This is a genomic window from Paracoccus methylovorus (assembly GCF_016919705.1).
Lineage (GTDB): Bacteria > Pseudomonadota > Alphaproteobacteria > Rhodobacterales > Rhodobacteraceae > Paracoccus > Paracoccus methylovorus.
Genome location: NZ_CP070368.1, coordinates 414,758 through 427,124 on the forward strand (window position 1 = coordinate 414,758; position 12,367 = coordinate 427,124).

At 64.6% G+C, this 12,367-nt stretch carries 12 protein-coding genes; 10 read left to right on the top strand and 2 right to left on the bottom strand.

Annotated elements, in window-relative coordinates; all coding sequences use genetic code 11:
• Window positions 1-7 precede the first annotated feature (7 nt).
• Window positions 8-529, top strand: a complete 522-nt coding sequence (locus JWJ88_RS02070; RefSeq protein WP_205294465.1) for a hypothetical protein — start codon at window positions 8-10, stop codon at window positions 527-529.
• Window positions 526-1,194 (top strand): N-acetylmuramoyl-L-alanine amidase, encoded by a 669-nt coding sequence (locus tag JWJ88_RS02075; protein WP_205294466.1) that lies wholly within the window; start codon window positions 526-528, stop codon window positions 1,192-1,194. Before JWJ88_RS02070 ends, JWJ88_RS02075 begins: the two co-directional genes overlap by 4 nt.
• Here the strand turns inward: JWJ88_RS02075 and rlmJ are convergent.
• Window positions 1,140-1,916: a 23S rRNA (adenine(2030)-N(6))-methyltransferase RlmJ gene (rlmJ, locus tag JWJ88_RS02080; RefSeq protein WP_205294467.1), complete on the bottom strand. Its 777-nt coding sequence runs from the start codon at window positions 1,914-1,916 to the stop codon at window positions 1,140-1,142. The genes JWJ88_RS02075 and rlmJ overlap by 55 nt on opposite strands.
• Window positions 1,917-2,381: 465 nt before the next feature.
• Window positions 2,382-2,612, bottom strand: a complete 231-nt coding sequence (locus JWJ88_RS02085) for a DUF1127 domain-containing protein (RefSeq protein WP_205294468.1) — start codon at window positions 2,610-2,612, stop codon at window positions 2,382-2,384.
• 327 nt (window positions 2,613-2,939) lie between these two features.
• Between JWJ88_RS02085 and JWJ88_RS02090 the strand changes: the two genes are divergently transcribed.
• From JWJ88_RS02090 to mraY, 8 genes are all read left to right on the top strand, one after another.
• Entirely contained in the window at window positions 2,940-4,046 is a 1,107-nt protein-coding gene (locus JWJ88_RS02090; protein ID WP_205294469.1) for an Mrp/NBP35 family ATP-binding protein, read from the top strand.
• 648 nt (window positions 4,047-4,694) lie between these two features.
• Window positions 4,695-5,201, top strand: a complete 507-nt coding sequence (mraZ, locus tag JWJ88_RS02095; protein ID WP_205294470.1) for a division/cell wall cluster transcriptional repressor MraZ — start codon at window positions 4,695-4,697, stop codon at window positions 5,199-5,201.
• A gap of 2 nt (window positions 5,202-5,203) precedes the next feature.
• The gene (gene rsmH / locus JWJ88_RS02100; protein WP_205294471.1) at window positions 5,204-6,172 is read left to right on the top strand and encodes a 16S rRNA (cytosine(1402)-N(4))-methyltransferase RsmH; all 969 of its coding nucleotides are present in this window, start codon (window positions 5,204-5,206) and stop codon (window positions 6,170-6,172) included.
• Window positions 6,172-6,558 carry a cell division protein FtsL gene (gene ftsL, locus JWJ88_RS02105; RefSeq protein WP_205294472.1) on the top strand — a complete coding sequence of 129 codons (387 nt, stop codon included), beginning with the start codon at window positions 6,172-6,174 and terminating at the stop codon, window positions 6,556-6,558. Before rsmH ends, ftsL begins: the two co-directional genes overlap by 1 nt.
• On the top strand, window positions 6,555-8,360 hold the full coding sequence (locus JWJ88_RS02110) for a peptidoglycan D,D-transpeptidase FtsI family protein (RefSeq protein ID WP_205294473.1): 1,806 nt from the start codon (window positions 6,555-6,557) through the stop codon (window positions 8,358-8,360). The genes ftsL and JWJ88_RS02110 overlap by 4 nt, the downstream gene beginning before the upstream one ends.
• A 29-nt stretch (window positions 8,361-8,389) precedes the next feature.
• Complete coding sequence (locus JWJ88_RS02115; protein ID WP_407673897.1) at window positions 8,390-9,859, top strand: UDP-N-acetylmuramoyl-L-alanyl-D-glutamate--2,6-diaminopimelate ligase; 1,470 nt, start codon at window positions 8,390-8,392, stop codon at window positions 9,857-9,859.
• On the top strand, window positions 9,856-11,241 hold the full coding sequence (locus JWJ88_RS02120) for a UDP-N-acetylmuramoyl-tripeptide--D-alanyl-D-alanine ligase (protein WP_205294475.1): 1,386 nt from the start codon (window positions 9,856-9,858) through the stop codon (window positions 11,239-11,241). The genes JWJ88_RS02115 and JWJ88_RS02120 overlap by 4 nt, the downstream gene beginning before the upstream one ends.
• Window positions 11,241-12,323: a phospho-N-acetylmuramoyl-pentapeptide-transferase gene (gene mraY, locus JWJ88_RS02125; protein ID WP_205294476.1), complete on the top strand. Its 1,083-nt coding sequence runs from the start codon at window positions 11,241-11,243 to the stop codon at window positions 12,321-12,323. The genes JWJ88_RS02120 and mraY overlap by 1 nt, the downstream gene beginning before the upstream one ends.
• Window positions 12,324-12,367 lie beyond the last annotated feature (44 nt).

Sequence of the window (12,367 nt, forward strand, 5' to 3'; positions counted from 1 at the left end):
GAGTCCGATGCGGAACCTGGCGATTCTGGCAGTGCTTGGCCTTGCTGCCTGCGGCGAAAATACCGGCTGGAACCCGAATTACAGCGCCATGCATAATGGTTCCCCCTATGCCGAATACCTGCAAGCGCGCGAAGGCGCGCTGCAGGGCAAGGGTGCGGTGCCTAAGGTCATTCCCGTTCAACTGCCTGCGCAGGCCCCGACCGCTGCCGAAATCGCCGGGACTTCGGTGAAGCAGCCGGCCGCAGGCGCGCCAGTTGCCGCCCCGGCAACGCCGCAGGCTGTGCCCCCGACGCTGGCCCATTACGCGCAGCAGGAAACGCAGGCCCCCGGAACCCGGAAATACCAGCGCAGCGGCGGTTCCGAATCGACAGCGGCGCGCGCTTGCCGCAGCTATGCCAGCGCGGATGGGGCACAGGCCGCTTTTCTTGCAGCAGGCGGGCCGGTGATCGATCCGCAAGGACTGGACCCGGATGGCGACGGCTTCGTCTGTGGCTGGGATCCGCGTCCACTGCGTCAATCCGGGCTTTGAGCCTGTCGCCCAATCACGGCGACCGGCGTGGACAGCAGCCGGAATTGGTCGTGATTCATTATACCGGGATGGCGGACGGCCCTTCGGCCCGCGAACGGCTTTGCGATCCATCTGCCGAGGTGAGCGCGCACTGGCTGATCCATGAAGACGGGCTGACAGATGCATTGGTGCCCGAGGATCGCCGTGCCTGGCATGCGGGCGCAGGCTCGTGGCAAGGGCGCGAGGATGTGAATTCGCGCAGCATCGGCATCGAACTGGTCAACCCCGGCGACCGCCCTTTTCCTGAACCGCAGATGACGGCGCTGGAGGCTTTGCTGCGCGGCATCATGTCGCGCTGGTCGATCGGCCCTGCGGCGGTCATTGCCCACTCCGATATGGCGCCGGGACGCAAGATCGACCCCGGCCCGAGATTTGATTGGTGCCGGTTGGCCTTGCAGGGGCTGGCGATCTGGCCAGAAGGCGTGGGCGTGGATATGCCGCTGGCCGAAAGTCTGACCGATATCGGCTATCCTGATGTCCCGGCGAGGCTTGCGGCATTCCGCCTGCGCTTTCGCCCTTGGGCCGATGGCCCCGAGGATGCCTTGGATAGGCGAGCGGCGGCGGCGCTGGCTCAGAGTCTGGCGAAAAGCGCCTCGATCCGGCGGGTCTCGGCTTCCGATCCATAGGGCGGGTTCAGCACGAACATGCCAGAGCCGACCATGCCGTGACCGGCCCGGGCGGGTGGAAAGCGCACCTCGGACAGCAATGCGTCGGGATGGTCGCTGCGCAGCGCCTGGATCATGGGCGCATGGCGGTTGTCGGTCAGCAGCGGATACCACAGCACGATCACGCCGATATTCCACTTGCGCGCGAGTTTGGAGATATGGCGGGGAATGGCGGTGTAATCGGCCTTGACCTCATAGCTGGGGTCGATCAGCAGCAGCCCCCGGCGCGGCGTGGGTGGACAGACTGCCTGCGCCATCTGGAAGCCGTCCTGACGGTGCAGATGTGCAAAATCCGTGATCTCTGACAGTGCCTGATGCTCGGTTGGATGCAGTTCGGCCAGATGCGTCACATCGCCCGGACGCAGGAAATGCCGCGCGATCAGGGGTGAACCGGGATAGGCCGTGGCACCGTATTCGGCGCGGACGGCATCCAACGCCTGACATAGCGGGTGATCGGCGGGAAGCCAGTTTTCGGACAGCGCACGGGTGATGCCGTTTGCCGCCTCTCCGGTCTTGTCGGCCTCGGCCGAGGTCAGGTCGTAAAGCCCGCGTCCTGCATGGGTTTCCAGATAGCTAAGCGGTTTGGGCTTGGCCGTCAGATAGGCCAGCATCGACGCCAGCAGCGCATGCTTGTGCAGATCGGCCAGATTCCCGGCATGATAGGCGTGCTGATAGGACAACATGTCCCGCGATTAACCCGATAGCCCGGAAATGAAAAGCGGCGGCGCCCAGGGAGGAGGAGGGGGCACCGCCGCGCAACGCTGGCCCAGGGAGGAGGAGGGGCCGCGTATGGGGTGCGGCAATGGCAGGGAGGAGGAAGCCATTACCGCGTGCTGACGATCCCAGGGAGGAGGAGGACCGTCGCATTCCGTCCCGCACCGAGGCGGGGATTTTGGCAGCGCCCTCCAGGGAGGAGGAGGGGAGGGCGCTGCGCATAACGGGAAGCCCAGGGAGGAGGAGGGGCTTCTCCGTATAGGTTTGGCGGCATCCTCAGGGAGGAGGAGGAGGAGGCTGCCGCCGTAACCGCGAGACCCAGGGAGAAGGAGGGATCTCGCCGTATAAAGTGGCGGCACCCTCAGGGAGGAGGAGGGAGGATGCCGCCTGAACCCGGACCCAAGGGAGGAGGAGTGGGTCGGGTGTTCCGTTTCTTATTTCGTTCCCCAGGCGGCTTCATAAGCCACGCTGCGGATATTGCTGCGGTTCAGGCCCAGGTCGTCCAGTTCGCGGGTCGACAGGTCTGCCAGTTCCCGCAGGGTCTGGCGATAGACCGCGCGGCGGGCCATATAGTCGCGGGCGTTGGCCACGAATTTCGCGATCGCGCCGTTGCCAGCGATGCCGTTGCGGTGCGTACCGCCATGGATCAGATCGAGAACAGCCATTTCATACACTCTTTCGTCTTGCGGATGGCGCGGTCGGTTTTTCCTGTCGCGCTGTTGAGAAGAACATGGCCCTTTTTCTGCATCTGCACAACGGCCGCGGGCGAGATGCTGCTATGCAGAATCTACATGGCTGTTTCGGGGACACTGTTACAAAGCGTTAATAATCCGCGAATTTTTCAGATATTTTACAAGCTCAATCAAGTTTCTCTAGCAGGTGAGTCGTATTTTACGCGGGGTCACAAGCGGTTAGCGGTATCAGTCCGAGACGCGACTTGCCGATCCCGGCTCAAATTGCCATGCTGCGGGCGCTTTGAACCGGGGGTTGCCATGACGATATCGCGCGAACGTGTACTTCAGGAACTTGCTCAGATTGCGGTTCCGGGGGGCGGAAGCCTGGTATCGGAGGATCTCGTGCGCGCGCTCACCGTGGAATCGGGGGTGGTGCGATTCGTCATCGAGGCGGCTGACGCGGCAACCGCCCGGGCCTTTGCCCCTGTGGAGGCCGAGGCCGAACGCCGACTTTCCGCACTGCCGGGCGTCGGGAAAGTGCAGATCGTCACAACCGCCCCTGCCGCTCCGCGCGGTGCCGCGCCGCAGGTGGTTGCGCGTTCGGGTGAAGGCGACGTGCCACCCAGCCTGAAGATTGGCCGCCACCCGACACCGCAGGCCGGACCGGCACCGGTCAGCGGTGTGGCGCGTATCCTTGCCATCGGTTCGGGCAAAGGCGGGGTGGGTAAATCCACCCTGACCTCGAATCTCGCGGTGGCTCTGGCGCGCAAGGGACGCAGGGTCGGGCTGCTTGATGCCGATATCTATGGCCCTTCACAGCCCCGGATGCTGGGCCTGACCGGACAACGTCCGACCAGCGACGGCCAGATGATCGAGCCGCTGCACGCCCATGGGGTCACCGTCATGTCGCTGGGCCTGATGATGAAGGAGGGCGAGGCGGTCGTCTGGCGCGGTCCCATGCTGATGGGCGCGCTGCAGCAGATGCTCAATCAGGTGAAATGGGGCGAGTTGGACGTGCTGTTGGTCGATCTGCCGCCGGGCACGGGGGATGTGCAACTGTCGCTGTGCCAAAAGGCGCAGGTCAGCGGTGCGATCATCGTCTCGACCCCGCAGGATGTGGCGTTGATCGACGCGCGCCGCGCCATCGACATGTTCGACAAGCTCAAGACCCCGGTGCTGGGGCTGGTCGAGAACATGTCCACCTATATCTGCCCGAACTGCGGTCACGAGGAGCATCTGTTCGGCCATGGCGGTGTCGCCGCCGAGGCGCAGAAGCTGGAATTGCCTTTCCTTGGCGAGATCCCGCTGAATCTGGACGTGCGCATGGCGGGCGACGCGGGCACGCCGGTCGCGGCCGGCGACGGCCCGGTGGCGCAATCCTTTGCCCGGCTCGCCGAGCGGCTGATTGCTGGTGGCATGGCGTAAAGCCCTTCCGCCGGCCCCGCGCTGCGGCGTTATGGGAAAACACCGGAACAGTCTCTGGGAAATCATGGGAATGACGCCGGGATTCCGAATCACCGGGCTGTGATTGCGTGTGATACCCCTCCGAATCGCGGGTTCTTTCCCCACCTTTGCGGTCCTGAGGCCCGCCAGCAGTGCGGCGGCGGACGATTCTGGGAAACTGTGGGATTTATTTACCACATTGCGCCCACCTACCACATCTTGTGGTTGCTGGGCGATAGTATCCGAAACCTTCCCCTGTAATCGCGCTGCCGTGAATTTGTTCACGGCTCGTTCGCTGGCGGTAGCCCGCCTGAGTCGAGCTTTGCTCCAAACAAATCCATTGCGTCCCGTAAATTCCCATGGCATCCCTTGATCACGGAACGGGCTCAAGGGGCATCAAGACCCCAAAAGGCGACAAGCAGCTTCATACAGGCAACCCGTATCCGAAACGACCTGCGGCGCGCGAGCAGCACCTCCCCCAGGTGGCGCGAAACGCAGGGCGCGATCCCCGAAACTACGGGGCCCAGAGATGGGAACGAGGGTGGCGGATCGGGCAGTGGCAGCAGCCCGGTCCGCCTTTCCTTTTCGGGCAAACCGGAAAGGTCGGGACAGTGGAAGGAGCGCGGGCCATTGGCACGCAGGTTCAGAGGGTCGGAAGAGGTCAAGGTCGACGCGAAAGGTCGCGTTTCGATCCCGGCCAAGTTCCGCCGCGTCTTTGAAGCTTGCGACCCTGATTGGCAGGCCGGCAAGCGTCCGCAACTGGTTGTCGTCTTCGGAACCCGCGACTGGAAATACCTGCAGCTTTTCACCATGGAAGCCATGGACGAGATCGACAACGGCATCTCGGCCATGAAGCGCGGCAGTGCCGAACGCAACCTGCTGGAAAACATCTATCACGGTCACGCGGAAGAGGCGGATATCGACGGCGACGGCCGGCTGGTCCTGCCGCAGAAGCTGCGCGAAAAGATCGGTCTGACCGACAGCGCCTTTTTCATCTCGGCCGGCGACAGCCTCAAGGTCTGGTCGCCCGAAAACTATGCCGAAGAAGAGCGCCGGCTGGAGGAGCTGGTTCCCGATTTCGAACCGGGCGCCGACCCCTTGTCACTGCTGGCCTCGGGGCCGCGTGAGGAGGGCTAAGGATGGCCGAAGCTCCGCATATCCCTGTCCTGCTTGGCCCGCTGTTGCGGGCCGTTGCGCCTGTGAAGGGCGTCTGGGTCGATGGCACCTTTGGCGCCGGCGGCTATGCGCGCGGCTTGCTGGCGCAGGGCGCGGATCGGGTGATCGGTATCGATCGCGATCCGGCCGTCTTTCGCATGGCCGCGGGATGGGCAGAGGAATACGGCGACCGGCTGCAACTGACCCTTGGCACGTTTTCCGATCTGGACAAGCTGGCCGGCGAGTTGGTCGATGGCGTCGTGCTGGATCTTGGCGTCAGTTCGATGCAGTTGGATCAACCCGAGCGCGGTTTTTCCTTTCTTCGCGATGGTCCGCTGGACATGCGCATGGGCGGCGATGGCCCGACGGCGGCCGAACTGCTGAACACCGCCCCCGAAGAGGTGATCGCCAATGTGCTTTACCTTTATGGCGAGGAGCGCGCTTCGCGCCGTATCGCCCGTGCCATCGTGGCGGCGCGCCCGCTGAGCCGGACGGGCCAGTTGTCGGATATCGTTGCCGGATGTCTGCCGCGGCCCAAGCCGGGACAAAGCCATCCTTCGACCCGCGCGTTTCAGGCGATCCGTATCTGGGTGAACGACGAGTTCGGCCAGTTGGTCGCCGGTCTTGCCGCGGCTGAACGCGCCCTGCGCCCGGGCGGTAAGCTGGCAGTGGTCAGCTTTCATTCGCTTGAGGACCGGATCGTCAAGCGGTTCATGCAGGCGCGTTCGAACAGCGCAGGCGGCGGTAGCCGCTACGCGCCTGAAACCGCGCGGCAAGAGGCGGCGTTCAAGCTGCCCTTCCGTCGCGCCATCGGCCCGGACGAGACTGAGCTTGCGACGAACCCGCGTTCGCGCTCGGCGCTTTTGCGGGTCGGCATCCGCACCGAGGCGCAGGCGGGTCGGGTTGATCCGGCGTCTTTAGGTCTGCCATTGCTGTCGGAAAGGGGTGCGTGATGCGATCCGTGCTTTACCTTTTGACGGCGCTGGCGGTGATGGGGCTGGCTTTCTGGGCCTATCGCGAGAATTACCGCACCCAATCGGCCATCAGCGAGATGAGCGATATCCAGCGCCAGATCGGTCGTTTGCGCGAGGATCTGGGCGTCCAGCGCGCCGAATGGGCGTATCTGAACCGTCCAGAACGGCTGCGCCAACTGGTCGATCTGAATTTCGACCGGCTGAAGCTGGTGCCTTTTGGTTCTGATCAGTTCGTTGATGTCGGCCAAGTGGCCTTCCCGACGCCAAGGGCACCCGAGCCCAGTGCAGATACCGCCGGCAACGATGTGCCGGTGGAACGTCCCGCCGGGTTTCCGCCCCGCAGACCACAGGAGAGCACGCCATGATCCGCACCCCGCTGCGCCCGCTGGCCCGCATCCTTCGCGCCCGCGAAACCGGAGAGAATCCCGACGCCATCGAGGCCGAGAACCGCGCCCAACGGCATGCCGAGATTCAGGAAAAGGCGCGCGGCAGCGCCCGCACCCGGCTGTTCTTCATGTCCTGTGCCTTTGCGCTGGCCTTTGGCACTGTGGGCGCCAAGATGGGTGTGCTGGCTGCCAGCCAGCCCAGCGAGCCCAGAGTTCAGACCACCGGCGCCCAGATCATCTCGCAGCGCGCCGATATCACCGACCGGCATGGGCGGGTTCTGGCCACGAACCTGCTGACCCATTCGCTTTATGCTCATCCCCAGCAAATGGTGGAACCCGAACGTGCAGCGCGTGAGCTGGTGAGCATCTTTCCCGATCTGGATATTGAGCGTCTGAACAAGGACTTTACCGGCAAGCGCACCTTCGTCTGGATCAAGAAGAAGATTAGCCCCGAACAGATGCAGGCCGTGCATGACATCGGCGAGCCCGGCCTTTTGTTCGGCCCGCGCGAGATGCGGCTGTATCCGAACGGCCAGATCGCGGCCCATATTCTGGGCGGCGCCACCTTTGGCAAAGAGGACGTGGCCAGCGCCGAGGTCGTGGGCGTCGCCGGCGTCGAAAAGGCATTTGACCACTGGTTGCGCGACCCTGCCAATGACGGCGCGCCCCTGACCCTTTCGCTGGACCTGACCGTTCAGGCCGCGTTGGAGGAGGTGCTGGGCAATGGCATGAAGGTCATGAACGCCAGGGGCGCCACCGGCATCCTGATGGAAGTCAAGACCGGTGAGATCGTCGCAATGGCCAGCCTGCCCGACTTCGACCCCAACGACCGGCCGCGTCCCCTGCTCAAGGGGGATGCCTCGGACAGCCCGCTGTTCAACCGCGCGGTGCAGGGCCAGTACGAGCTTGGCTCGACCTTCAAGATATTTCCGGTGGCGCAGGCCATCGACCTCAAGCTGGTCAGCCCGGCCACGATGATCAACGCCAAGGCCCCGATGAAGATCGGCAAATACCTGATCAACGAATTCCGAGGCCACAACTACGGCACGCTTTCGGTCACGGATATCATCGTGAAGTCGTCGAACGTTGGCACTGTCCGCATCGCGCAACTGCTGGGCCCGGAACGGCAAAAGGATTTTCTGGAGAAGCTGGGCTTTTTCGAGCCGACTTCGATCGAGATGAGCGAGGCGCCGACGGGTAAGCCTCTCGTGCCGAAACGCTGGCCGGCCGTGACCTCGGCCACGGTGGCTTTTGGTCATGGTCTGGCCGCCAGCCCGCTGCACCTTGCGACCGCCTATGCCACGGTTGCCAACGGCGGCAAGCGGGTGATGCCGACCCTGATTCACGACCGCACCCATCGCGGGGGCGAACAGGTGCTTTCCCCCGAGGCCGCGAACATTGCCGTGCAACTGCTGCGTCAGGTGGTGGTCCGGGGCAGCGGCCGCAGCGCCAACGTCGAGGGGTATGAGGTCGCGGGCAAGACCGGCACCGCCGACAAGCCGCGCCCGACGGGGGGCTATTATGGCAACAAGGTCGTTTCGACCTTCGCCTCGGTCTTCCCGGCCAGCAATCCGCAATATGTCCTGGTCCTGTCCCTGGACGAGCCCTCGTCCATCGGTGCGGGTGGCGAAAGCCGCACTGCCGGCACGACCTCCGTGCCGGTTGCCGCCGAGGTGATACGTCGCGTCGCTCCGCTGCTGGGCCTGCGACCAACCACGGAAACGCAGCTGCCGATGGTTGAACGGCCTTTGCCGGATCGGCTAAAGCTCGTTTCGAACTGATGAGCGGAGGTTCCGTGACTGATCGGGCGATGCGGCTGTCTCTTTTGGGGCTGCGAGGAGACAAGGGGCGCGACCCCGAGATAACGGGGCTTTCCGTGGATTCACGGCAGGTCAAGCCGGGCCATTTGTTCGCCGCGCTGCCGGGTTCGGCCACGCATGGCGGCGAGTTCATCCAATACGCGCTGCGCCAACAGGCGGGCGCCATCCTGACCGACCGCAAGGGTGCCGAGATTGCTGCGGCCCAGCTTGCCGGCTCGGATGCAGCACTGGTCGTGGCCGAGGATCCCCGCGCCGCGCTGGCCGGTGCCGCGGCGCTGTGGTTCGCCGCCCAGCCCGAAACCACGGTCGCCGTCACCGGCACCTCGGGCAAAACCTCGGTCGCTACCTTTACCCGCCAGATCTGGCAGGCGCTGGGGCACAAGGCGATCAGTTTGGGCACCATGGGCGTGCAGGGCGACTATCAGGCCAAGCTGGCCCATACCACGCCCGAGCCGATCACCCTGCATCGCGTGCTGGCCGAGGCTGCCGCCGCAGGCGTCACCCATGCGGCGATGGAGGCGTCGTCGCACGGTCTGGACCAACGCCGTCTGGACGGGGTGCGGCTGAAGGCGGGAGCTTTCACCAATTTCAGCCAGGACCACTTGGATTATCACAAGGATTTCGACGAATATTTCGCCGCCAAGGCGCTGCTGTTCGATCATCTGCTGGAAGAAGGCGCGGGTGCGGTCATCAACATCGACGATCCGCGCGGACGGCAGATGGCGCTGATCGCCAAGGATCGCGACCTGAAACTGACCACCATCGGCCGCGAGGCGGGTGCCGATCTGCGCATCCTCGGCCAGCGTTACGACGCGACCGGTCAGGACCTGCGCTTCAGCTTTCACGGTCAGGCACATCTGGTGCGGCTGGCGTTGATCGGCGGCTTTCAGGCGGAAAACGTGCTTGCCGCTGCTGGTCTGGCCATTGCCGTTGGCGACACGCCCGCCCGCGTGATCGAGACCCTGCCGGGCCTGACCACCGTGCGCGGTCGGATGGAACTGGCTGCCGTGCGCGACAACGGCGCCGCCGTCTTCGTCGATTACAGCCATAAGCCCGGCGCGCTGGCCTCGGCCCTGCAAAGCCTGCGTCCGCATGTCATGGGCCGCATCGTCGTGGTCTTTGGCGCGGGCGGCGACCGCGACCGGCTCAAGCGCCCCTTGATGGGCGAGGCGGCGCGGCAATTCGCCGACATCGTCTATGTGACCGACGACAACCCGCGTTCGGAAGACCCGGCCGCGATCCGCGCCGAGGTCATGGCCGGCGCCGGTCCCGAGGCCATCGAAGTCGGCGATCGGGCCGAGGCGATCCTGCGCGGTGTCGATGCGCTGCAACCGGGCGATGCGCTGCTGATCGCGGGCAAGGGGCACGAAACCGGCCAGATCATTGGCAATGACGTTTACCCCTTCGACGATGCCGAGCAGGCCTCGGTGGCGGTCGCGGCGCTGGATGGCAAGATATGACGCTGTGGACTTCGCGCGATGCCGTGGCTGCGACCGGGGGCCGCGCCACCCGTGATTTCGCGGTGACTGGCGTATCCATCGACACCCGCACCATTCAGCCGGGCGATCTGTTCGTCGCCCTGCAGGCTGCCCGCGACGGCCATGATTTCGTCGCGCAGGCACTGGAGAAAGGTGCCACCGCCGCGCTGGTCAGCCGCCTGCCCGAAGGGGTGCCCGAGGATGCGCCGCTGCTGGTGGTGCCCGAGGTCCTGGCCGCGCTTGAAGCGCTGGGCCGTGCGGGCCGTGCCCGAATGCGTGGCAAGGTCATTGCCATCACCGGCTCGGTCGGCAAGACCTCGACCAAGGAAATGGCCCGTATCGCGCTGACCGGGCAGGGCAATATTCACGCAGCCGAGGCCAGCTACAACAACCATTGGGGCGTGCCCCTGACCTTGGCGCGCATGCCCGAAGACACCGATTTTGCCATTGTCGAGATCGGCATGAACCACCCGGGCGAGATCGAGCCGCTGGCGCGCATCGCCCGGCCGCATGTCGCGATGATCACTACGGTTGCCGCCGCCCATCTGGAAGCATTCGGTGCCATCGAAGGGATCGCGCGGGAAAAGGGCGCGGTCTTTCGTGGCCTGACCCAACCCGGTACCGCCATCATCCCCGAGGATCTGCCGGTTACGCAGTTGTTGCGCGACTGCGCCGATGCGGCCGGCGCACTCGTCATCGGCTTTGGCCAGCAGGGCATGGCAAAGCCGCTCAAGGCCGAAACCGTGGACGGCGCGACCCCGGTGCGCGCCCGGGTGCTGGGCGAGACAGCGGATTTCACGCTGGCCAGTGCCGGCACGCATTTCGTGATGAACGCCGTCGGTGTGCTGGCCGCACTTTCTGCAGCCGGCGCCGATGTGCAAAAGGCCGCAAAACACCTGTCGGACTGGCGCCCGCCGCTGGGTCGCGGCGCGGTCGAGGTTCTGGGCGGCATCCGACTGATCGACGACGCCTATAATTCCAATCCCACCTCGCTTTCGGCAGGGCTGGCGACGCTGGCGCGCCTGACCGGTGGCCGCCGGGTGGCAATTCTGGGCGACATGCTGGAACTTGGCCCGGATGAGATCGCCATGCATGCCGACATGGCCACCGACCCTTCGATGCTGGCTGTCGATCTGGTCCACACCGCCGGTCCGCTTATGCGCGCCTTGCACGAGGCATTGCCCCGGGACAAACGCGGACTGCATGCCGAAACAGCCGCCGAACTGGCTGCGCGTGCGGGCGATCTGGTCGCGCCCGGCGATATCGTGCTCGTGAAGGGTTCGAAGTCCTCCAAGGTCTCGACAGTGGTTGACGCGCTGCGGCGAACCAGCCAAAGCACGCCCCCTGGCGAAAGGACAGCGTAATGCTCTATTGGCTCACGAACCTCTCCGACGGCGGGGATTTCTTCAACCTGTTCCGCTATATCACCTTTCGGGCGGGCGGTGCCTTCTTTACCGCGCTGGTCTTTGGCTTTCTTTTCGGACGGCCGCTGATCGACCTGCTGCGCCGCAAGCAGAAAAAGGGCCAGCCCATCCGCGACGACGGGCCGCAAAACCATTTCTCCAAGGCGGGCACACCGACCATGGGCGGCCTGCTGATCCTGGCCGCGCTGGTGGTGGGCACGCTGCTTTGGGCGCGTCTCGACAATGGCTATGTCTGGATCGTGCTGCTGGTCACGCTGGGGTTCGCCGCCATCGGGTTTGCCGACGACTATGCCAAGGTCACCAAACAGCATCATGCCGGCCTGTCGGGAAGAATACGATTGCTGCTTGGACTGTGCATCGCCGCGGGTGCAGGGGCCGCAGCCGCCTGGATGCACCCCCCAGCGCTCAGCGGGGAACTGGCGCTGCCCTTCCTCAAGGACACGCTGATCAATCTGGGCCTGTTCTATGTGCCATTCGCCGTGCTGGTGATTCTGGGCGCGGCCAATGCCGTGAACCTTACCGACGGATTGGACGGGCTGGCGATCATGCCGGTGATGATCGCGGCGGGCAGCTTTGCGGTGATCGCCTATATGGTCGGTAACGCGAATTTCGCAAATTACCTGGGCGTGCATTTCGTGCCGGGCACGGGTGAACTCGCCGTCTTCGTGGCGGCCCTTATTGGCGGAGGCTTGGGCTTTCTGTGGTACAACGCCCCTCCGGCCGCCGTCTTCATGGGCGACACAGGCAGCCTGGCACTGGGTGGCGCGCTGGGTGCCATCGCCGTCGTGACCAAGCATGAGATCGTGCTGGCCATTGTCGGCGGGCTTTTCGTGGTCGAGGCGCTGTCGGTCATCATCCAGGTGCTCTACTTCAAGCGCACCGGCAAACGCGTGTTCCTGATGGCTCCCATCCACCACCATTTCGAAAAGAAGGGCTGGGGCGAAGCGCAGATCGTCATCCGCTTCTGGATCATCGCGCTGATTCTGGCGTTGATCGGACTTGCGACGTTGAAACTGCGCTGACAGAGTTTCTCCGTTTGCAAATACCCTCAGGGGGTCCGGGGGGC

Coding starts and splice junctions, on each gene's coding strand:
- JWJ88_RS02070 (WP_205294465.1), top strand. CDS start 8: ATGCGGAACCTGGCGATTCTGGCAGTGCTTGGCCTTGCTGCCTGCGGC.
- rlmJ (WP_205294467.1), bottom strand. CDS start 1,916: ATGTTGTCCTATCAGCACGCCTATCATGCCGGGAATCTGGCCGATCTG.
- JWJ88_RS02085 (WP_205294468.1), bottom strand. CDS start 2,612: ATGGCTGTTCTCGATCTGATCCATGGCGGTACGCACCGCAACGGCATC.
- JWJ88_RS02090 (WP_205294469.1), top strand. CDS start 2,940: ATGACGATATCGCGCGAACGTGTACTTCAGGAACTTGCTCAGATTGCG.
- rsmH (WP_205294471.1), top strand. CDS start 5,204: ATGGCCGAAGCTCCGCATATCCCTGTCCTGCTTGGCCCGCTGTTGCGG.
- ftsL (WP_205294472.1), top strand. CDS start 6,172: ATGCGATCCGTGCTTTACCTTTTGACGGCGCTGGCGGTGATGGGGCTG.
- JWJ88_RS02110 (WP_205294473.1), top strand. CDS start 6,555: ATGATCCGCACCCCGCTGCGCCCGCTGGCCCGCATCCTTCGCGCCCGC.
- JWJ88_RS02115 (WP_407673897.1), top strand. CDS start 8,390: ATGCGGCTGTCTCTTTTGGGGCTGCGAGGAGACAAGGGGCGCGACCCC.
- JWJ88_RS02120 (WP_205294475.1), top strand. CDS start 9,856: ATGACGCTGTGGACTTCGCGCGATGCCGTGGCTGCGACCGGGGGCCGC.
- mraY (WP_205294476.1), top strand. CDS start 11,241: ATGCTCTATTGGCTCACGAACCTCTCCGACGGCGGGGATTTCTTCAAC.